The sequence below is a fragment of the Pseudomonas sp. GW821-FHT07F01 genome (genome assembly GCF_059418825.1).
In genome coordinates, this window is sequence record NZ_JBWKQO010000003.1 from 550,249 (window position 1) to 569,868 (window position 19,620).

The following is a 19,620-nucleotide window of genomic DNA, read 5'->3' on the forward strand; positions in this document are numbered from 1 at the left end:
TACCGGCGGCCCTGGCCACCGGCTGCCGCGTGAATCCACCAGACCTCGATTCTCCGCCGGCCCGAGCCACGCTCAAGGGTCGCGTCGGGCATCGTCCGCGGCCTGGCCATTGAATCTGCCAGGCGCGGGCGGGTCTGAAGCTCGCGGCATTCTACTGGAATTGGGGGGCACTATGGACATCACCGAACTCTTGCGCTTGAGCGCTTCCCGGGGCGCTTCGGACCTGCATCTGTCCGCCGGGCTGGCGCCGATGTTGCGCATCGATGGCGATATTCGCCCGCTGCCGGGCCCGGCCCTGGAAGGGCCACAGGTGCAGGCGCTGATCCATGAACTGATGAGCGAAGCACAGCGCCAGGCGTTCGCCGCCTGCAATGACCTGGATTTCGCCTATGAACTGCCGGGTGTGGCGCGGTTTCGGGTCAATGCCTTCCGGCACGCCCGTGGCGTCGGTGCGGTGCTGCGCCTGATTCCCGCGCGGGTACAGAGCCTGGAGGAGCTGGGGCTGGGGGAAGTGTTTCGGCAGATTACCGAGGCGCCCCGCGGGCTGGTGCTGGTGACCGGGCCCACCGGCAGCGGCAAGTCCACCACACTGGCGGCGATGATCGACCACCTGAACCGGCACCGCCAGCAGCACATCCTGACCATCGAAGACCCTATCGAATTCGTGCATCCACAGAAGAACTGCCTGGTGCACCAGCGCGAAGTGCAGCGCGATACCCAGAGCTTCGCCACGGCCTTGCGTGCGGCGCTGCGGGAAGATCCCGACGTGATCCTGCTGGGCGAACTGCGGGACCTGGAAACCATCCGCCTGGCCCTGACCGCCGCGGAAACCGGGCACCTGGTACTGGCCACCCTGCACACCTCGTCGGCGGCCAAGACCATCGACCGGCTGGTGGACGTGTTTCCGGGGGAGGAAAAGGCCCTGGTGCGCTTGATGCTGGCCGAGTCGCTGCAGGCAGTGGTCGCGCAAGTGCTGGTGAAGAAGGTGGGCGGTGGCCGGGTAGCGGCGCACGAGATCATGCTGGGCAGCCCGGCGATCCGTAACCTGATCCGCGAGGACAAGGTGGCGCAGATGTATTCGGCGATCCAGACGGGGGGCGCCCAGGGCATGCGCACCCTGGACATGAGCCTCAAGGCATTGCTCGGGCAGGGGTTGATCAGCCGCGATCAGGCGCGGGAGCAGGCGCGGATGCCGGAGAGCTTTTGACGGGGCTGGAAATGCATTCGCCGGCAAGCCGGCTCCTACAGGTGGGTGCAGGAGCCGGCTTGCCGGCGAAGCGGGGTATCAGCGTTGCACGACCCGCAGGGGCGCGTGCTCCTTGGGCAAGACCCGCTTGGCAACCACATAGTGGCTCTGCCAGTAGGGCTTCTTCAGGGTATCGATGGTCACTGCCTTGCCGCGCCGCGGGGCGTGGATGAAGCGGTCTTCGCCCAGGTAGATGGCGACGTGGTTGACCTTGCGGCTCTTGATGTTGAAGAACAGCAGGTCGCCCGGCTTCAGGTCCTTGCGCTCGACCTTCTGCCCGTGGCCGCTGGCCATGGCGTTGGAGGTGCGTGGCAGGTCCACGGCGGCGACATCGTTGAAGGCGTAGCGCACCAGGCCGCTGCAGTCGAAGCCTTTGCTTGGGCTGCTGCCGCCCCAACGATAGGGTGTACCGAGGACATTGACCGCGCGGCTGAGAACCGTGGTGCTCGGCCGGCCGGCGTTGTTGGCCACCAGCTTGCTGTCGGCCTTGCTCAGGCGGGTGGGGTGCTTGATGGTGCTCTTGTTCTTGGCGGTGACCGTCGAAACGTGCGGTTTCGGGGTGTAGCCATTAACGTTGGGAAGTCGTTGCTCACGGTTGGTGGCGTGGGCGGCCAGTGGCATTAATAGGCAAATGGTTAGCCATGTCTTGAAAAATGGACGCATTAGGCAAGGCTCTTATTGGTTAGCGCGCAACTTTATAACAGCTTTCAGGTCACTTCCGTGGCCGTTTGTCGATTCAACCTTGGGGTCAACTTCGGCAAAGAGGTGGCAACTTGACGCAGAAAACCGTCAGAAGTCAGGCAGTACAAGGCTTTGGCGGAACAGAAGGTAACATTGCCCGCACGTCGAATGCCTGTAAAAAAGTCACAAAGTTTTTAAGAATATTTATCTATCACCTGCAAAGAGGCACTTAATGAACACCTATCGTCAGGATGCATCCACCCATGACACCCACAGCAAGGTGATCGGTTACCTGTTGTGGATTTTCGGTTTTACCGGGGCCCACCGCTTCTATTACGGCAAGCCGGTGACCGGGACTATCTGGTTCTTCACCTTCGGTCTGCTGGGCATTGGCTGGCTGATCGACTTGTTCCTGATCCCGTCCATGGACCGGGAAGCGGACCTTCGCTTTACCGCAGGTCCGGTGGAATACAGCGTGGCCTGGATTCTGCTGACCTTCCTCGGGGTTTTCGGCGTGCACCGCATGTACCAGGGCAAATGGCTGAGCGGGGTGATCTACCTGTTCACCGGCGGCCTGTTCTTCCTGGGGGTGCTGTACGACTTCTGGACCCTGAACGATCAGGTGTCGCTGGAGAACGCCAAGCGCCGTTGATCCCGTCATCGGCGCAGGCGGTGATGGCGCAGCCTGTAGCCACTGCCGCAGGGCGCCATCAGGAGCGGCGGCTCCTTCGGCGCCGTTCGCAGCCTGCGGCAGCGGCTACAGGGTGTTTGCCAGGCGATCAGCCCTGATAGCTGATATGCCCGTCCACCAGGGTGTAGCGCACCGCGCCCGGCAGGCTATGGCCGAGGAACGGGCAGTTTTCGCCCTTGGAGAGCCAGCGCTCGCCGGCCACGGTGGAACTGGCCGGGTCGAACAGCACCAGGTCCGCCGCACCACCGGCTGCCAGCTTGCCTGCCGGCAGGCGCAAGGCCGCGGCGGGGCCGGCACTCAGGCGTGCCAGCAGGGTCGGCAGGTCCAGCAGGCCGTCCTGCACCAGGGTCAGGGCCAGGGGCAGCAACAGCTCGACGCTGCTGATACCCGGCTCGGTGGCGCCGAACGGCGCCAGCTTGGCGTCCCGCTCATGGGGCTGGTGATGGCTGGAAATGGCTTGCACCACCCCGGACTTCACCGCTTCGCGCAGGGCATCGCGGTCGGCCCGCGAGCGCAGCGGCGGCTGCACGTGGTACAGGCTGGAGAAGTAGATCAGCGCCTCGTCGGTCAGGATCAGCTGGTACAGCGCCACATCGGCGGTGACCGGCAGGCCGCGGGCCTGGGCCTGGGCGATCAGCTCCACGCCGCGGGCGCTGGTCAGCTGGCTGAAGTGGGCGCGCACGCCGCTCTGTTCCACCAGCAGCAGGTCCCGGGCCAGGGCCACGGTCTCCGCGCTTTCCGGGATACCCGGCAGGCCGAGGAAGCTGGCGGTGGCGCCTTCGTGGGCCAGGCCGCCTTCGGCCAGGTCGCGGTCCTGGGAGTGGAAGATCACCGTCAGGTCGAAGGTGGCGGCGTATTCCAGGGCGCGGCACAGGGTGCGGGTGCTGCGGAAACCTTCCAGGCCGTTGCCGAAGGCCACGCAACCGGCGTCACGCAATGCGATCAGCTCCGCAAGCTGCTCGCCTTCCAGGCCCTTGCTCAAGGCGCCAATGGGGAACACTTTGCTGTTGCCGGCCTCGCGGGCGCGGTCGAGGATCAGTTCGGCCACCGCCGAGGTGTCCAGTACTGGCTTGGTGCGCGGCGGGCAGCACAGGCTGGTGACACCGCCGGCGGCTGCGGCGCGGGTTTCGCTGGCAATGCTGCCCTTGCGGCTGTAGCCCGGCTCGCGCAGGGCGACGCTCAGGTCCACCAGGCCGGGTGCGGCCACCAGGCCCTTGGCGTCGATGGTGGTAACGGCATTGAAGCCGCCAGGCGCGGCGCCGATGGCGACGATCTTGCCGGCTTCCAGGTGCAGATCGGTGGTTTGATCCAGGCCGCTGCTTGGATCGATGACGCGGGCGCCGAGAATGCTGAGCTTCACTGGGCGTTCTCCTGCTCGAATTGTCGCTGGGCGGTCTGCCCGCTCATGGCCATGGACAGTACCGCCATGCGCACTGCAATGCCGTAGGTCACCTGGTTGAGGATCACCGAGTGCGGGCCGTCGGCTACCGCCGATTCGATCTCCACGCCCCGGTTGATCGGGCCCGGGTGCATGACGATGGCGTCGGGCTTGGCCCCGGCCAGGCGCGCGGTGGTCAGGCCGAACAGGCGGTAGAACTCGCCTTCGCTGGGCAGCAGGCCGCCCTGCATGCGTTCACGCTGCAGGCGCAGCATGATCACCACGTCCACGTCCTTCAGGCCTTCGGTCATGTCGGTGTAGACCTTGACCCCGTACTGCTCGATGCCGATGGGCAGCAGGGTTTTCGGCGCGATCACGCGGATGTCCGGGCAGCCGAGGGTTTTCAGCGCCAGCATGTTCGAACGCGCCACTCGCGAGTGCAGGATGTCGCCGACGATGGCTACCGAGAGGTTCTCGAAGCCGCCCTTGTGCCGGCGAATGGTCAGCATGTCGAGCATGCCCTGGGTCGGGTGGGCGTGACGGCCGTCGCCGCCGTTGATGATCGCCACTTGCGGGCACACGTGTTCGGCGATGAAGTGCGCGGCGCCGGAATCGCCGTGGCGCACCACGAACATGTCGGCGGCCATGGCTTCCAGGTTGCGCAGGGTGTCCAGCAGGGTTTCACCCTTGCTTGCCGAAGAGGTCGAGACATTCAGGGTGATCACGTCCGCCGACAGCCGCTGGGCGGCCAGTTCGAAGGTAGTGCGGGTTCGGGTGGAGTTCTCGAAGAACACATTGCACACGGTCTTGCCGCGCAGCAGCGGGACTTTCTTCACCGCCCGGGCGCCGACTTCGAGGAACGAGTCGGCGGTGTCGAGGATTTCCGTCAGCAGCTCGCGGTTCAGGCCGTCGAGGGACAGGAAGTGGCGCAGCTGGCCCTGATCGTTGAGCTGCAGCGGGCGCTTGGCGTCTAGAGGCGTCATCGCAATGGACTCTTAAAAGGGCGAGTTAGAGGGCGAGGTCTTGGAGCTCGAGTTGAAGCGGCGCAGGACCGGACAATTTTACCCGCTCATGGGCGGCCAGCGACAGGGTCGCGCCCACCACATTCGGACGGATCGGCAGTTCAGCGGCGTTCAGGTCCAGCAGGCAGACCAGGGTCACGCTGGCCGGCCGGCCGTAGTCGAACAGTTCGTTGAGGGCGGCGCGGATGGTCCGGCCGCTCATCAGCACGTCGTCGATCAGCACCAGGTGCTGGCCTTCGATCTCGAACGGCAGCTCCGAAGGGCGCACCTGCGGGTGCAGGCCGTTCTGGCTGAAGTCGTCGCGGTAGAAGGACACGTCCAGGGTACCCAGGGGCGAATCGCTGCCCAGGGCTTCCAGCAGGGCCTGGGCCACCCAGACGCCGCCGGTACGGATACCGATGAAGCGTGGCTCGCTGATGGCGCGCTGGGCCAGGTGGGCGTTGAGATCAGCGGCCATCTGGCTGATCAGGGCGGCGGGATTGGGCAGGCTCATGGTGGCTCCTTCGTGGGCTCGCGCCTGCTGCCGGGCAGCTGGGCGCGGGAACTTACGGCTGGTGTTGGGCCAGGAGGCGCGCAGCCCCGGGGCCGCGCATCTTCAGGATGTGGTCTCAGGTGTTCAACAGGCCGGCGTTTTCATCGAGCCAGCCTTGCAGCAGCAGGGCGGCGGCGATGGCGTCCACCGGGTTGTCGCGGTAACTGCCTTTCTGGCCGCCCCGGGCCAGGCGTTCACCCTTGGCCTCGAAGGTGGTCAGGCGTTCGTCGTGGGTATAGAAGGGCACATTGAAGCGGCCGTTCAGGCGCCGGGCGAACTTTTCGGCGCGCACGCACATGTCGCTGGGGCTGCCGTCCATGTTCAGGGGCAGGCCCACCACCACGGCGTCGGGCTTCCATTCCTTGATCAGGGCTTCCACCTGGTTCCAGTCGGGCACCCCGTTTTGCGCCTTGAGGGTGCACAGCTCCCGGGCCTGGCCGGTGATGGCCTGGCCCACGGCAACGCCGATCTGCTTGGTGCCGTAGTCGAAGCCGAGGATCAGTCGCAGGGCCATCAGGCGTGGCCCGCCTGGCTGGTGAGCAGGCTGAGGTTGACCCCCAGGTGCCGGGCGGCGGCTTCCAGGCGCAGTTCGCTGCTGGTGTTGAACAGGATGTCGGCGTCGAAGGGGCAGGTCAGCCAGGCGTTGTCCGCCAGTTCGGCTTCCAGCTGCCCGGCTTCCCAGCCGGCATAGCCCAGGGCGATCAGGCTCTTGGCCGGGCCCACGCCATCGGCGATGGCGAACAGCACGTCCTGGGACGTGGACAGGGACAGCCCCTCGAGTTCCACCGTGGCCTGGTAGACCGGGCCGTTGGGGTGCAGGACGAAGCCGCGATCGGTCTGCACCGGGCCACCGCTGAAAATGGGCACGTGCTGGCACAGCAGGGACGGCTCTTGGTCAGGGCGCAATTGTTCGAGGATATCGGCCAGGTTCAGGTCCTGGGGGCGGTTGACCACCAGGCCCATGGCGCCACTGGCGTTGTGCTCGACGATGTAGGTCAAGGTCTGCGCAAAGTTCGGGTCGGCCATATGGGGCATGGCGATCAGGAAATGATGCTTGAGATAGCTTGGGCTGACATTTTTCATGAGCGCTAGTGTGGCGGTGGCGGGCCCGGCTGACAAGCTGGCGATGTGCGGCCATGGCGCTGTTGCGCGGACGATTGCCGGCCGATCAGTTGCTGGAAAGCTTGTCGCCCCGGGCGAAGCGCCAGGTGCGGATGATTTCCAGGCGGTCGATGTCCGACAGGTCGCCGGTAAAGGGGGCGAACGGCGCCGCCAGGCGCACGATGCGCTGGGCCGCCTGGTCCAGCAGCGGTTGACCGGAGGACTCCAGCACCAGCACTTCATACAGCGAGCCGTCACGGTTGATCGAGACCATCAGCCGCAAGTTGCCGTAGATCTGCTTGCGCCGGGCTTCCTCGGGGTAGTTGAGGTTGCCGATGCGCTCGACCTTCTTGCGCCATTCGTCCTTATACCAGGCGCCCTTGTCGCGCATGGTGGAGGCGGCGCTGAGGCGGTGGATGCGCGGGCGTTTGGCATACAACTGCTGTTCGTTGGCCAGCTCGGCTTCCAGGCTGGAAATCTCGCTGGACAGTTGCGAGCTGTCGAACGTCGGAGTGGGGGCCTTGGGCGTCGGGTCTTTCTTGACCTCTTCACGCTGGGTGACGGTCTTTTTCGGCTTGGGCGCGGTGGTGGCCACGGCGGCCTTGGGCGCGGTGTCCTTGACCTCGGGCTTGACCGAGGGCGGCGGCGTGACCTTCTTCACCGAGTTGTCCTGGAACGGTGCGACTTCGGTGGTTTTCGGAATGGCCTTCTTGTCCAGGGTGCCGCTGCCCTGCTGGTTGTCCTGGGCGAGGAAGTCGGCCTTCTTCGGCTTGGTCTCGCTCTTGAAGGTGGCCAGGGTGATTTCCAGGGTCTTGCTGATGGCCTTGGGCTCGGCGAAGGAAAAGCCCAGGCCGAGGATCAGTGCCAGGTGCAGGAGCGCCGCCAGGAACAGGGTAAAACCCAGGCGATCGGCCGCACGCACGCCGCTATGGGCAAGCTCGGGGGGCAGATCGGACGGGAGGCTCATCGGCAGTTCGACATCACAGGAGGCATCACACAACCAACATCACGGTTTCACAGGCGGCGCATGATAACGCAATGTTGGTTTGTGCTTGGTTGTTCTACATCACTTGGCCTTGAGCTTCTGATCGATGGCATCCATCAGCATCGCGCCGATGTTGGTGCTGAAGGCGTTGTCGATTTCACGGATGCAGGTGGGGCTGGTGACGTTGATTTCCGTCAGGTGTTCGCCGATCACGTCGAGGCCGACGAACAGCAGGCCCTTGGCCCGCAGGGTCGGGCCGACCTGGGCGGCGATCCAGCGGTCCTTGTCGCTCAGCGGGCGGGCTTCGCCACGACCGCCGGCCGCCAGGTTGCCGCGGGTTTCACCGGCAGCCGGGATGCGCGCCAGGCAGTAATCCACCGGTTCGCCGTCGATCATCAGGATGCGCTTGTCACCGTCCTTGATCGCCGGCAGGTAGGCCTGGGCCATGATCTGCTGGCTGCCGAGCACGGTCAGGGTTTCCAGGATCACCGACAGGTTCGGATCACCCGCGCGGTGGCGGAAGATCGAGGTGCCGCCCATGCCATCCAGAGGCTTGAGGATCACATCGCCATGCTGGGCCGCGAACTCGCGCAGCACGTCGGCGCGGCGGCTGACCACGGTGGGCGGGGTGCACTGGGGGAACAGCGTGGCAAACAGCTTTTCGTTGCAGTCGCGCAGGCTCTGGGGCTTGTTGACCACCAGCACGCCAGCGCTTTCGGCCTGTTCCAGCAGGTAGGTGGAGTAGACGAACTCCATGTCGAAGGGCGGGTCCTTGCGCATCAGGATCACGTCCAGATCGCTCAGCGGGCAGTCGATCTCGGCATCCAGCTCGAACCACTTCTGCGGGTTGGCGAACACCTGCAGCGGGCGCATGCGGGCCCGGGCCACGCCGTCGCCCTGGTACAGGTCGCGCTGCTCCATATAGAAGAGGGTCCAGCCGCGCTCCTGGGCGGCCAGCAGCATGGCCAGCGAGCTGTCCTTCTTGTAGGAGATGCTGGCGATAGGGTCCATGACAATCCCGACGCGAACGCTCATGGGTGGATTCCTTTAAGAAAATGAGTGGGAGCGAGGCAAAAAAAGTGGCGTCAGAGTGGCGCTGACAGGGGCCTGGGTCAAGGAAAAACCACTGCCTGGCGTGGTCCATAGATTGCAGGGGGGAGAGTGTGCTAAAAAGGCTCGCAGGCCGGGCCCAAGCCTTGAAGTTCAAGGGTTTCACCCATTGCCCGGCGGTACCGGACCAAATCATTCGCTGGGGCGATGGCAGAGCAGATATGGAACAGCATTCCAACGCCTTGAAGGTGATGGTGATCGACGATTCGAAGACGATTCGCCGCACGGCCGAAATGCTGCTGAAGAACGTCGGTTGCGAGGTCATCACCGCAGTGGACGGCTTCGAAGCCCTGTCGAAGATCGTCGACCATCACCCCGGCATCATCTTCGTCGACATCATGATGCCGCGGCTCGACGGCTATCAGACCTGTGCGCTGGTGAAGAACAACAGCGCGTTCAAGTCCATCCCGGTGATCATGCTGTCTTCCAAGGATGGCCTGTTCGACAAGGCCAAGGGGCGCATCGTCGGCTCCGACCAGTTTTTGACCAAACCCTTCAGCAAGGAAGAACTGCTGAGCGCGATCAAGGCCCATGTCCCGGACTTTGTCGCGCTTGCGCCACAGTAGACACGCACAGCGACGCCCGGCCAGCAGGCCGCGCGCCTATACCGTATGGGGAAGACCATGGCTCGTATTCTGATCGTCGATGACTCGCCGACTGAAATGTACAAACTCACCGGCATGCTGGAAAAGCACGGCCATGAAGTGCTCAAGGCCGAGAACGGTGCCGACGGCGTGGCCCTGGCCCGGGAAGAAAAGCCCGACGCGGTGCTGATGGACATCGTCATGCCCGGCCTCAACGGTTTCCAGGCGACCCGCCAGTTGACCAAGGATGCCGAGACCAGCCATATCCCGGTGATCATCATCACCACCAAGGATCAGGAAACCGACAAGGTCTGGGGCACCCGCCAGGGCGCCAAGGACTACCTGACCAAACCGGTGGACGAAGAGACCCTGATCAAGACCCTGAACAACGTCCTGGCCGGCTGACAGCCGCGCCATGAGCCAATCCCAGACCGCCTTCGAGCTGCTGCTGGAGATCGACCAGCGCTGCCGCTTGCTGGCCGCCGACCTGCCGTCCCAGGAAACCCGCCAGCACAGCTGGAGCGGCATCGGCTTTCGGCTGGGCGAGCATTGGTACGTGGCCGCCATGGGCGAGATCAGCGAAGTCCTGCACGAGCCGCGCTACACCCTGCTGCCCGGGGTCAAGCCCTGGGTCAAGGGCGTCGCCAACCTGCGCGGGCGGCTGCTGCCGATCATGGACCTGTGCGGTTTCTTCGGCCATGAGCTGTCGCCCCTGCGCAAGCAGCGACGGGTGCTGGTGGTGGAGTACAAGGAGCTGTTCGCCGGCCTGCTGGTGGACGAGGTGGCCGGCCTGCAGCACTTTGCCCAGGACAGCCTGGAGCCCGGCATCACCGACTTTGCCGACGCCGCGGTCAACCCCTACCTGCAGGGCCAGTTCCGCCGCGATCAGGTCTGGCAGGTCTTCAGCCCCTTCGCCCTGGCCCGTTCGCCGGGGTTCCTGGAGGTGGCAGCGTGAAGGGCGCCCCGGCGCCTGGGCAACCCGTTGGCCGTGCCACGGGAAGCGCGTGTTTCCCTGGATCAACCCATGCTGCCCCGGCGTTGCGCGCGCCCCGGGCACTCGAATGCGGGACCGCCCGCTCGCCACAGGCCTGATCGATGACCAAAGCCAAAACCGGCAAGCCCCTGGAAGGCTCCCGCAGTCGCTCGCAGATCATCGTGCTGTTCATCGCACTGATCGTGTTCATCATGCTGTTGTTCGCCAACTTCGCTTACCTCAATACCCAGGCCACCTACGACAAACAGTACATCGGCCATGCCGGCGAGCTGCGGGTGCTGTCCCAGCGCATTGCCAAGAACGCCACCGAAGCGGCGGCGGGCAAGGCTGCGGCGTTCAAGCTGCTGGGGGATGCGCGCAACGATTTCGCCCGGCGCTGGGGCTACCTGAAAAAGGGTGACCCGGACACCGGGCTGCCCGGGGCCCCGGTGGCCTTGCGCCAGGAAATGCGCGCGGTGCAGCTGGACTGGGAAAAACTGCTGAAAAACACCGACGCGATTCTCGCCAGCGAGCAGACCGTGCTGTCCCTGCACCAGGTGGCGGCAACCCTGGCGGAAACCGTGCCGCAATTGCAGGTGGAGTATGAAAAGGTCGTCGAGATCCTGCTCCAGCGTGGCGCCCCGGCGGCCCAGGTGGCCATGGCCCAGCGCCAGTCGCTGCTGGCCGAGCGGATTCTCGGTGCGGTCAACACGGTGCTGGCCGGCGACGAAAACGCGGTCCAGGCCGCCGATGCCTTCGGTCGCGATGCCGCGCGCTTCGGCCAGGTGCTCAACGGCATGTTGCAGGGCAACCCGGGGCTGAAGATCAGCCAGGTGGAAGACCCGGATGCCCGGGGGCGGCTGGCGGAGATTTCCGAGTTGTTCGAGTTCGTCTCCGGCTCCGTGGACGAGATCCTCGAAACCTCCCCCGAGCTGTTCCAGGTCCGCGAGTCGGCGAGCAACATCTTCAGCCTGTCCCAGACCCTGCTGGACGAAGCTTCGCTGCTGGCCAGCGGCTTCGAGAACCTGGCCGGCAGCCGCAAGCTGGACACCATCGGCGGCTACGTCCTGGGCCTGCTGGCCCTGGCCTCGATCATCCTCATCGGCCTGGTGATGGTGCGCGAGACCAACCGCCAGTTGCGCGAGACCGCAGAGAAGAACGAGCGCAATCAGAACGCGATCATGCGTTTGCTGGACGAGATCGAGGACCTGGCCGACGGCGACCTCACGGTCACCGCTTCGGTGACCGAGGACTTCACCGGCACCATTGCCGACTCCATCAATTATTCCGTCGACCAGCTGCGTGACCTGGTGGCCACCATCAACCTCACCGCCGGCCAGGTGGCCGGCGCAGTGCAGGAAACCCAGGCCACCGCCATGCAACTGGCCGAAGCCTCGGAGCATCAGGCCCAGCAGATTTCCGAAGCCTCCACGGCGATCAACGAAATGGCCCAGTCCATCGACCAGGTATCGGCCAACGCCGCGGAATCCTCGGCGGTGGCCGAGCGCTCGGTGGAAATCGCCAACAAGGGCAACGAGGTGGTGCACAACACCATTCACGGCATGGACAACATTCGTGAGCAGATCCAGGACACCGCCAAGCGGATCAAGCGTCTGGGCGAGTCTTCCCAGGAGATCGGCGATATCGTCAGCCTGATCGACGACATTGCCGACCAGACCAACATCCTCGCCCTCAACGCGGCGATCCAGGCCTCCATGGCCGGTGACGCCGGGCGCGGCTTTGCCGTGGTGGCCGACGAGGTGCAGCGGCTGGCGGAGCGTTCCTCGGCAGCCACGCGGCAGATCGAGACCCTGGTGCGGGCGATCCAGACCGACACCAACGAGGCGGTGATCTCCATGGAGCAGACCACCACCGAAGTGGTGCGCGGCGCGCGCCTGGCCCAGGACGCCGGGGTGGCCCTGGAAGAGATCGAAGGCGTGTCCAAGACCCTGGCGGCGCTGATCCAGAGCATCTCCAACGCGGCCCAGCAGCAGACCTCTTCGGCCGGGCAGATTTCCCTGACCATGAACGTGATCCAGCAGATCACCTCGCAGACTTCGTCCGGTTCCACCGCCACCGCCGAGAGCATCGGCAATCTGGCGAAGATGGCCAGCCAGCTGCGCCGCTCGGTGTCCGGCTTCACCCTGCCGGCCACCCGGGGCCCGGCCCCGAATGACAACCGCTGACACAAGGCTTTGACTGGAGTGGTTATGGTTGATCGGCACGACTATGTAGCCCTGGAGTGGGTCAAGGGCGAAATTGCCGAGACCCTGAAGCAGGCGCATCAGGCGCTGGAGCATCTGGCGGACGATCCCCAGGCCCTGGAGGCCATCGACCAGTGCCTGGAAGGCATTCACCTGGTCCATGGCAGCCTGCAGATGGTGGAGTTCTACGGCGCCGCGCTGCTGGCTGAAGAAATGGAAAAGCTCGCCCTGGCCCTGCAGCAGGGGCGCGTGGCCCAGCGCGACGAAGCCCTGCGCCTGCTGCGCCAGGCCATCGGCCAGTTGCCCCAGTACCTGGACCGGGTGCAGAGCGCGCGGCGCGACCTGCCGCTGGTGGTGCTGCCGCTGCTCAACGACCTGCGCAGTGCCCGGGGCGAGAGCCTGCTCTCGGAAACCAGCTTGTTCAGCCCGCAACTGCCCAGCCTGCCGCCCCTGAGCGACAAGGCCCTGGCGGCTTTGGAACCCCTGGAATTGCCCAACCAGTTGCGCAAGCTGCGACACATGTTGCAGACCGCCCTGGTGGATCTGCTGCGCGAGCAGGATGACGAGCAGAGCCTGGGCTACATGGCCAAGGTCTTCGAACGCCTGGAAGCCTTGTGCCAGGACGCCCCGCTGGCGCCCTTGTGGCATATCGCCTCGGCCCTGGTGGAAGGCATGCGCCACGACGAGATCGCCAACAGCCCGGCGGTGCGCAGCCTGCTCAAGGATGCCGACAAGGAGCTCAAGCGTCTGCTGGAACAGGGCATGGCCGGGATCAACCGGCCGGCCCCCGATGAATTGCTCAAGAGCCTGCTGTTCTATATCGCCAAGGCGCGCCATCCCACCCCATTGATGCTGACCATGAAAGAACGTTACGGACTGGATGACGCCTTGCCCGACAGCGCGGTGGTGGACGAGGAGCGGGCCCGCCTGGCCGGCCCCGACCGGGATGCCATGCGCTCGGTGCTGACCGCGGTGTGCGATGGCCTGGTGCGGGTCAAGGAACGCCTCGACCTGTTCGTGCGCAGCGACCGCCAGCACACCGACGACCTCGAAGGGCTGCTGTCGCCCCTGCGGCAGATCGCCGACACCCTGGCGGTGCTGGGCTTCGGCCAGCCGCGCAAGGTCATCATCGATCAGTTGGCGGTGGTCCAGAGCCTGGCCCAGGGCCAGCGCGCGCCGGACGACGCGGTGCTGATGGATGTGGCGGGGGCCCTGTTGTACGTGGAAGCGACCCTGGCCGGCATGGCCGGCACCGTGGAGCCCGAAAGCCGTGAGGAAAGCCGCCTGCCCACCACCGACCTGACCCAGATCCACCAGTTGGTGATCCAGGAGGCGCGGGTTTGCCTGCACCAGGCCAAGGACCTGATCGCCGAGTGCATCGAGGCCGACTGGGACGCCGAACACCTGCAGGCGCTGCCCGAGCTGCTGACCCAGGTGCGCGGCGCCCTGGCGATGATCCCGCTGCCCCGCGCGGCGGGGCTGATGCACGCCTGCCAGCAGTTTGTCGTCGAACACCTGCTGGCGGCCCGTTCCCGGCCCGACTGGCAGCAACTGGACCACCTGGCGGATGTGCTCACCAGCCTGGAGTACTACCTGGAACGCCTGAGCGAGGACCACGAGGCGCCGGGGGAGAAGATCCTCGATGTGGCCCAGCAGGGCCTGCTCGCCCTGGGTTATGTGCCGGTGGAGCAGGTGCCGTTGCTCGATCAGCCCCTGAGCCCCAGCGAAGCCCTGGTGATGCAGGACCTGCAAGAGCTGGACGATCCCCGGGTGGCGCAGTCCCTGGCGGATGTCCTGGCGGTGCCGGTCTCGGCCCTCAACCCGCCGGCCCTGATTACCCCGGGCAGCCTGTTGCCGCCTCCAGGGGACGAGGAGCCGGTGGACGATGAACTGCGGGAAGTCTTCCTCGAAGAAACCGAGGAAGTGCTGGAGATGCTGCGCGAGTACCTGCCGCGCTGGGCCGCGGACCCCCATGGCACATCTGCCCTGAGCGAACTGCGCCGGGCCTTCCACACCCTCAAGGGCAGCGGGCGCATGGTGCGCGCGCTGGTGCTGGGGGAGCTGGCCTGGGCGGTGGAAAACCTTCTCAACCGGGTGCTGGAGCACAGCGTGGAGCCCGGTGTCGAAGCCCGGCAACTGGTGGCCGACACCCTGCAACTGTTGCCGGAACTGATCGCCGAGTTCGCCCAGCAGGCCCAGCGCCAGCGCGACGATGTCGACCGCCTGGCCGCCCGGGCCCATGCCCTGGCCAATGGCGCGCAAGGCTCGGCGCCAGTGCCGGCCGAGGCCTTGGACCCGCAGTTGCTGGAGATCTTCCGCACCGAGGCCCAGACCCACCTGGACAGCATCAACCGCTTTCTCGAGCAGGCCGCCGAACACGTACCGCTGCAGGCCAGCGACGAACTGCAACGGGCCCTGCACACCCTCAAGGGCAGCGCCTCCATGGCCGGAGTGCTGCCGATTGCCGAGCTGGCCGGCCCTCTGGACCAATTGGCCCGGGAATACCGGGCGCACTTGATCCCCCTGGACCTGGACGAGGTGGAGCTGCTGCTGGAAGCCGAAGGCCTGCTGCGCCGGGGCCTGCGGCAGCTGGACAGCGACCCGCTGGCGCCTATCGATGGCGCCCGCTCCCTGGTGGGGCGCGCCCTGGCCCTGCTGGGGGAGCGCCTGGAAACCCTGCTCAGCGCCCCGGACAGCGCGCCCCGGGCCAAGCGCGACCCGCAGTTGATCAACAACTTCCTGGCCCAGGGCATGGACATCCTGCTGGATGCCGAAAGCCTGCTGCGCCGTTGGCAGCAGCACCCGGGCGAGCGTCAGGAACTCAGCGCCCTGCTGGATGAGTTGACCACCCTGGGCGAGGGCGCGCACCTGGCCGACCTGTACCCGGTGGACGAGCTGTGCGAAGCCTTGCTCGATCTCTATGGCGCGGTGGAAGAGAGCAGCCTGGCCGTCAGCGAGCGTTTCTTCCACGAAGCCGAAAGCGCCCATGATGCCTTGATCAACATGCTCGACGAGCTGGCCGCTGGCCAGGAAGTCAGCCCGCGCCCGGAACGGGTGCAGGCCTTGCGCGAGCTGCTGGATGAAGGTCTGGACCCTTCTGCCACGGGCCTGATCAAGAGCGATGGCAGCCGCGCCCTGAGCATCAGCGAACTGGGCGCGGCCACGGCCCGCCTGGAGCAGGCCGAGGCCCCGATGCAGGCGGACGACGAAATTGTCGAGATCTTCCTCGAAGAAGCGGTGGATATCCTCGAAAGCGCCGACCAGGCCCTGCAGCGCTGGCTGGCCGACCCGGACAATGGCGCGCCGCTGTCTTCCCTGCAGCGAGACCTGCACACCCTCAAGGGCGGCGCACGGATGGCCGAAGTGGCACCGGTGGCGGAACTGGCCCAGGAGCTGGAGTCGCTGTACGAGGGGCTGGTGGACCGGCGCTACAGCCACAGCCAGCACCTGGGCCTGCTGTTGCGCAGCAGCCACGAGCAACTGGCACTGCTGCTGGAACAGTTGCAGGGGCAGCATCCCCTGGACGAATCCCGGGCGCAGATCGAGGCCGTGCGGTCGTACCGGCAGCAGGCCGCCAGCACCGGCGAAGTGGCCCAGGGCACGATCGAGGCAGACCGCGCGGCCCAGGACCCGGAGCTGCTGGAAATCTTCCTCGAAGAAGGTTTCGACATCATCGACAGCTCTGCCGCGGCCCTGGCCCGCTGGCAGGCCGAGCCCCAGGGTCGCCAGGAAGTGGAAACCCTGCTGCGCGACCTGCACACCCTCAAGGGCGGTGCGCGCATGGTGGAAATCGCCCCCATCGGCGATCTGGCCCATGAACTGGAATTTCTCTTCGAAGGCCTGTCCGCCGGCCTGCTGCAACCCAGCCCGGTGCTGTTCACCCTGTTGCAGAAGAGCCACGACCGCCTGGCCCAGATGCTCGATGCGGCCCGTGCCGGCCAGCCCATCGAGCCGGCCCAGAAGCTCATTGATGCGATCCACGACCTGAGCCATCCGCGGGTAGCGACCGGCGTTGCCGCAGAAGCTGCACTGCCCAGCACCAAGCCCGAGCCCGCTGCGCCCGCGGCGGAAGCGGCAGTGGCGGGGGACATGGTCAAGGTCTCGGCAGAGCTGCTGGACGACCTGGTGAACCTGGCCGGGGAAACCTCGATCTTCCGTGGCCGTATCGAACAGCAGGTCAACGATGCACGCACGGCATTGGGCGAGATGGAAACCACCATCGAGCGCATGCGCGACCAGTTGCGCCGCCTGGACACCGAAACCCAGGGGCGGATTCTCAGCCGCCAGCAGGTGGAGGCCGAGCGCCTGGGCTACGAAGAGTTCGACCCCCTGGAAATGGACCGCCACTCGCAGTTGCAGCAATTGTCCCGGGCCCTGTTCGAATCGGCTTCGGACCTGCTGGACCTCAAGGAAACCCTGGACCGGCGCAACCACGACGCCGAGAACCTGTTGCAGCAGCAGGGCCGGATCAACACCGAATTGCAGGAAGGCCTGATGCGCACGCGCATGGTGCCGTTCGAGCGCATGGTGCCCAGGCTCAAGCGTATCGTCCGCCAGGTGGCCGAAGAGCTGGGCAAGGACGTGGAGTTCGTGGTCGGCAACGCCGAAGGGGAAATGGACCGCAACGTCCTCGAACGCATGGTCGCGCCCCTGGAACACATGCTGCGCAACGCCGTGGACCACGGCCTGGAATCGGCCGAGGCGCGCCTTGCGGCGGGCAAGCCGGCACAGGGGCGGATCAGCCTGGACCTGTCCCGCGAGGGCGGCGACATGATTTTCGACATGCGCGACGACGGCGCCGGGGTGCCCCTGGAAGCCGTGCGCAAAAAAGCCATCAAGCGCGGCCTGCTGGACCCCGAGGCGCAGCTCAGCGACCGCGAAGTGCTGCAATTCATCATGCAGCCGGGGTTTTCCACCGCCGAGAAGATCACTCAGATTTCCGGGCGCGGGGTGGGCATGGACGTGGTCCATGAAGAGGTGCGCCAGTTGGGCGGCAGCATGAGCATCGACTCGGTTTCCGGCCAGGGCGTGCATTTTCGCATTCGCCTGCCGTTCACGGTGTCGGTCAACCGCGCGCTGATGGTGCAGTGCGCCGACGAGCAGTACGCGATTCCGCTGAATACCGTGGAGGGCATTGTCCGGGTGCTGCCCGCAGAGCTGGACGGCTACTACCAGCTCGACCCACCGCGCTATGAGTACGCCGGCCAGTCTTATCAGCTGTGCTACCTGGGGGAGCTGCTGCACACCGTGCCTCGGCCGAAGCTGCTGGGCCAGGTGCAGCCGCTGCCGGTGCTGCTGGTGCACTGCAACGAGCAGCGCATCGCGGTGCAGGTGGATGCCACCGCCGGTACCCGGGAAATCGTGGTCAAGAGCCTGGGGCCGCAGTTCGCCGCGGTCCAGGGGCTGTCCGGGGCGACGATTCTCGGCGATGGTCGGGTGGTGCTGATTCTCGACCTGCTGGCGCATATCCGCGCCTTGCAGGCCCAGGCACCGCTGCCGCGCCTGGCGGGCGATGAGCCGGCCAGCGAGGTGCAACCGCCGCGGCCGATGCTGGTGCTGGTGGTGGACGACTCGGTCACGGTGCGCAAGGTCACCAGCCGCCTGCTGGAGCGCCACGGCATGAATGTGCTCACCGCCAAGGATGGGGTCGACGCCATGGCGCTGCTGGCCGAGCACACCCCGGACCTGATGCTGCTGGACATCGAAATGCCACGCATGGATGGCTTCGAGGTAGCGATCCAGGTACGCAACGACCCGCGCCTGCAACACCTGCCGATCATCATGATCACCTCCCGCACCGGCCAGAAACACCGCGACCGGGCCATGGCCATCGGTGTCAACGACTACCTCGGCAAGCCCTATCAAGAGTCGGTGCTGCTGGAAAGCATCGCCCTGTGGAGCAAGACCCATGCTTGATCACCGCGCCAGCACTCTCACCGGGCTGCTGCTGCCCCTGGCCGACCGTACCCTGATCCTGCCCAACGTGGCCGTGGCCGAGCTGATCGACTATCAGCAGGGCACCTTCGACCTGGATTCACCGCCCTGGTACCTGGGCCGGGTGCTGTGGCGCGAGCGGCGGATTCCGCTGATCAGCTTCGAGTCGGCCTGCGGTGGCAGGACCGTGATTGGCGAGCGGGCGCGGATCGTCGTGCTCAATGCCCTGGGCGGGCGCCCGGAGCTGAAGTTCATGGCCCTGCTGGTGCAGGGCATTCCCCGCTCCTGCAAGCTCGACAGCCAGTTGAGCTATGTCGACGTGCCCCTGGCTGCGCTGGAAAAGGCCGCGGTGCAGGTGGTCGAGCAGGTGGCCAAGGTGCCGGACCTGCTGGCCCTGGAAGAGCTGCTGGTGACGGGGCTCTAGGCCTCTTGGCCGGCAAGCCGGCCGCTACACAACACCGCCGGTAGGAGCTGGCTTGCCAGCGAAGGCAACCCCTCAGCCAATGCGCAACCTGTCCCGCACCTCCATCAGCGCATAGCCCAGCAGATTCAGGCCGCGCCACTGTTCCGGCCGGCTGGCCCTGGCGTCCTCGGCGGCCAGGCCGATGCCCCAGATCCGGTCCACCGGGCTGGCTTCCACCAGTACCTGGTCGCCTGTGGACAGCAGGTATTCACCCAGCGCCTGATGTTGGCTGAACTTGGCCAGGTTGCCCTGCACCACGATATCCAGGCGTGCTTCGGTCCAGCGGGCGTCATCGAAGCCGCGCACCTCGCGGCCCAGTTGCTTCACGTCGGCGGGCGTCACGGCCTTGAGGATCCGCCCGTGGGTTTCCTGGTCGCCGAACAGCAGGGCCTTGCCGGCCATCATGAAATGCTCGGCGCTGGGGTATTGAATGCCATCGAGTTCCAGACCTGCGTCGAACCACTGGCTGAAACAGCTCTGGGAGATGCGTCCGTCCCGGGTGGGCTGGTGCCCCCAGAACATCAGGTAGTCGGGCTTCAGGCCATGCTTGAGCTGCTCCAGCAGCGCCTGGTTCGAGCGAATCGGTGTGTCCATGCTGACTCTCATCTTGGTCTGCCCAGGCCGCTCATGGGCCGGTACGGCGGGCATTGTGTACCGAGAGAGCATGAGAGTGCCATTTCTCCGCAAATCATTACGCTGAGCGTAACGATCCAACG

General features: G+C 65.8%; 17 protein-coding genes. 8 read left to right on the forward strand and 9 right to left on the reverse strand.

Features of this window, described 5'->3' with window-relative positions:
* Positions 1-172: 172 nt before the first annotated feature.
* Positions 173-1,207 carry a type IV pilus twitching motility protein PilT gene (locus AC07R1_RS13135; protein WP_495110591.1) on the forward strand — a complete coding sequence of 345 codons (1,035 nt, stop codon included), beginning with the start codon at positions 173-175 and terminating at the stop codon, positions 1,205-1,207.
* 78 nt (positions 1,208-1,285) lie between these two features.
* Here AC07R1_RS13135 and AC07R1_RS13140 read toward each other — a convergent pair whose 3' ends face one another.
* Positions 1,286-1,909: a C40 family peptidase gene (locus tag AC07R1_RS13140; RefSeq protein ID WP_011064010.1), complete on the reverse strand. Its 624-nt coding sequence runs from the start codon at positions 1,907-1,909 to the stop codon at positions 1,286-1,288.
* A 250-nt stretch (positions 1,910-2,159) separates the two neighbouring features.
* Here AC07R1_RS13140 and AC07R1_RS13145 point away from each other — a divergent pair, with 250 nt between their 5' ends.
* A complete protein-coding gene (locus tag AC07R1_RS13145) occupies positions 2,160-2,579 on the forward strand; it encodes an NINE protein (protein WP_011064009.1) in 420 nt (139 codons plus the stop codon).
* A 127-nt stretch (positions 2,580-2,706) separates the two neighbouring features.
* On the opposite strand, the gene AC07R1_RS13150 is transcribed toward AC07R1_RS13145, so the two are convergent.
* The 7 genes from AC07R1_RS13150 to gshB all read right to left on the reverse strand — a co-directional run bounded on the left by AC07R1_RS13150 (position 2,707) and on the right by gshB (position 8,671).
* On the reverse strand, positions 2,707-3,978 hold the full coding sequence (locus AC07R1_RS13150) for a dihydroorotase (RefSeq protein ID WP_495110592.1): 1,272 nt from the start codon (positions 3,976-3,978) through the stop codon (positions 2,707-2,709).
* Positions 3,975-4,979: an aspartate carbamoyltransferase catalytic subunit gene (locus AC07R1_RS13155; protein WP_011064007.1), complete on the reverse strand. Its 1,005-nt coding sequence runs from the start codon at positions 4,977-4,979 to the stop codon at positions 3,975-3,977. The genes AC07R1_RS13150 and AC07R1_RS13155 overlap by 4 nt, the downstream gene beginning before the upstream one ends.
* A 25-nt stretch (positions 4,980-5,004) precedes the next feature.
* On the reverse strand, positions 5,005-5,511 hold the full coding sequence (gene pyrR, locus AC07R1_RS13160) for a bifunctional pyr operon transcriptional regulator/uracil phosphoribosyltransferase PyrR (RefSeq protein WP_011064006.1): 507 nt from the start codon (positions 5,509-5,511) through the stop codon (positions 5,005-5,007).
* A gap of 115 nt (positions 5,512-5,626) precedes the next feature.
* A complete protein-coding gene (gene ruvX, locus AC07R1_RS13165; protein ID WP_011064005.1) occupies positions 5,627-6,064 on the reverse strand; it encodes a Holliday junction resolvase RuvX in 438 nt (145 codons plus the stop codon).
* Positions 6,064-6,633, reverse strand: a complete 570-nt coding sequence (locus AC07R1_RS13170; RefSeq protein ID WP_011064004.1) for a YqgE/AlgH family protein — start codon at positions 6,631-6,633, stop codon at positions 6,064-6,066. The genes ruvX and AC07R1_RS13170 overlap by 1 nt, the downstream gene beginning before the upstream one ends.
* An 85-nt stretch (positions 6,634-6,718) precedes the next feature.
* On the reverse strand, positions 6,719-7,618 hold the full coding sequence (locus AC07R1_RS13175; RefSeq protein ID WP_011064003.1) for an energy transducer TonB: 900 nt from the start codon (positions 7,616-7,618) through the stop codon (positions 6,719-6,721).
* Between the two features lie 99 nt (positions 7,619-7,717).
* Positions 7,718-8,671, reverse strand: coding sequence for a glutathione synthase (gene gshB, locus AC07R1_RS13180; protein ID WP_495110593.1), 954 nt, complete (start codon positions 8,669-8,671; stop codon positions 7,718-7,720).
* Positions 8,672-8,907: 236 nt separating this feature from the next.
* Here gshB and pilG point away from each other — a divergent pair, with 236 nt between their 5' ends.
* The 6 genes from pilG (at position 8,908) to AC07R1_RS13210 (ending at position 18,865) form a co-directional block, all read left to right on the forward strand.
* On the forward strand, positions 8,908-9,312 hold the full coding sequence (gene pilG / locus AC07R1_RS13185) for a twitching motility response regulator PilG (protein ID WP_011064001.1): 405 nt from the start codon (positions 8,908-8,910) through the stop codon (positions 9,310-9,312).
* 57 nt (positions 9,313-9,369) lie between these two features.
* Complete coding sequence (gene pilH, locus AC07R1_RS13190; RefSeq protein WP_011064000.1) at positions 9,370-9,735, forward strand: twitching motility response regulator PilH; 366 nt, start codon at positions 9,370-9,372, stop codon at positions 9,733-9,735.
* A gap of 10 nt (positions 9,736-9,745) precedes the next feature.
* The gene (locus tag AC07R1_RS13195) at positions 9,746-10,285 is read left to right on the forward strand and encodes a chemotaxis protein CheW (RefSeq protein WP_011063999.1); all 540 of its coding nucleotides are present in this window, start codon (positions 9,746-9,748) and stop codon (positions 10,283-10,285) included.
* Positions 10,286-10,425: 140 nt separating this feature from the next.
* Entirely contained in the window at positions 10,426-12,489 is a 2,064-nt protein-coding gene (locus AC07R1_RS13200; RefSeq protein WP_011063998.1) for a methyl-accepting chemotaxis protein, read from the forward strand.
* Between the two features lie 24 nt (positions 12,490-12,513).
* Positions 12,514-18,423 carry a hybrid sensor histidine kinase/response regulator gene (locus AC07R1_RS13205; protein ID WP_495110594.1) on the forward strand — a complete coding sequence of 1,970 codons (5,910 nt, stop codon included), beginning with the start codon at positions 12,514-12,516 and terminating at the stop codon, positions 18,421-18,423.
* Positions 18,416-18,865, forward strand: a complete 450-nt coding sequence (locus AC07R1_RS13210) for a chemotaxis protein CheW (RefSeq protein WP_011063996.1) — start codon at positions 18,416-18,418, stop codon at positions 18,863-18,865. Before AC07R1_RS13205 ends, AC07R1_RS13210 begins: the two co-directional genes overlap by 8 nt.
* A 72-nt stretch (positions 18,866-18,937) precedes the next feature.
* On the opposite strand, the gene ybiA is transcribed toward AC07R1_RS13210, so the two are convergent.
* A complete protein-coding gene (ybiA, locus tag AC07R1_RS13215; RefSeq protein WP_041120239.1) occupies positions 18,938-19,498 on the reverse strand; it encodes a riboflavin biosynthesis intermediates N-glycosidase in 561 nt (186 codons plus the stop codon).
* Positions 19,499-19,620: the final 122 nt, after the last annotated feature.

Excerpts from the sequence above, each read along its gene's own strand:
- ybiA (WP_041120239.1), bottom strand. The coding sequence starts at position 19,498 with ATGGACACACCGATTCGCTCGAACCAGGCGCTGCTGGAGCAGCTCAAG.
- gshB (WP_495110593.1), bottom strand. The coding sequence starts at position 8,671 with ATGAGCGTTCGCGTCGGGATTGTCATGGACCCTATCGCCAGCATCTCC.
- AC07R1_RS13210 (WP_011063996.1), top strand. The coding sequence starts at position 18,416 with ATGCTTGATCACCGCGCCAGCACTCTCACCGGGCTGCTGCTGCCCCTG.
- AC07R1_RS13200 (WP_011063998.1), top strand. The coding sequence starts at position 10,426 with ATGACCAAAGCCAAAACCGGCAAGCCCCTGGAAGGCTCCCGCAGTCGC.
- AC07R1_RS13135 (WP_495110591.1), top strand. The coding sequence starts at position 173 with ATGGACATCACCGAACTCTTGCGCTTGAGCGCTTCCCGGGGCGCTTCG.
- AC07R1_RS13155 (WP_011064007.1), bottom strand. The coding sequence starts at position 4,979 with ATGACGCCTCTAGACGCCAAGCGCCCGCTGCAGCTCAACGATCAGGGC.
- AC07R1_RS13170 (WP_011064004.1), bottom strand. The coding sequence starts at position 6,633 with ATGAAAAATGTCAGCCCAAGCTATCTCAAGCATCATTTCCTGATCGCC.
- pyrR (WP_011064006.1), bottom strand. The coding sequence starts at position 5,511 with ATGAGCCTGCCCAATCCCGCCGCCCTGATCAGCCAGATGGCCGCTGAT.
- AC07R1_RS13205 (WP_495110594.1), top strand. The coding sequence starts at position 12,514 with ATGGTTGATCGGCACGACTATGTAGCCCTGGAGTGGGTCAAGGGCGAA.
- pilG (WP_011064001.1), top strand. The coding sequence starts at position 8,908 with ATGGAACAGCATTCCAACGCCTTGAAGGTGATGGTGATCGACGATTCG.
- AC07R1_RS13140 (WP_011064010.1), bottom strand. The coding sequence starts at position 1,909 with ATGCGTCCATTTTTCAAGACATGGCTAACCATTTGCCTATTAATGCCA.
- AC07R1_RS13145 (WP_011064009.1), top strand. The coding sequence starts at position 2,160 with ATGAACACCTATCGTCAGGATGCATCCACCCATGACACCCACAGCAAG.
- AC07R1_RS13175 (WP_011064003.1), bottom strand. The coding sequence starts at position 7,618 with ATGAGCCTCCCGTCCGATCTGCCCCCCGAGCTTGCCCATAGCGGCGTG.
- ruvX (WP_011064005.1), bottom strand. The coding sequence starts at position 6,064 with ATGGCCCTGCGACTGATCCTCGGCTTCGACTACGGCACCAAGCAGATC.
- pilH (WP_011064000.1), top strand. The coding sequence starts at position 9,370 with ATGGCTCGTATTCTGATCGTCGATGACTCGCCGACTGAAATGTACAAA.
- AC07R1_RS13195 (WP_011063999.1), top strand. The coding sequence starts at position 9,746 with ATGAGCCAATCCCAGACCGCCTTCGAGCTGCTGCTGGAGATCGACCAG.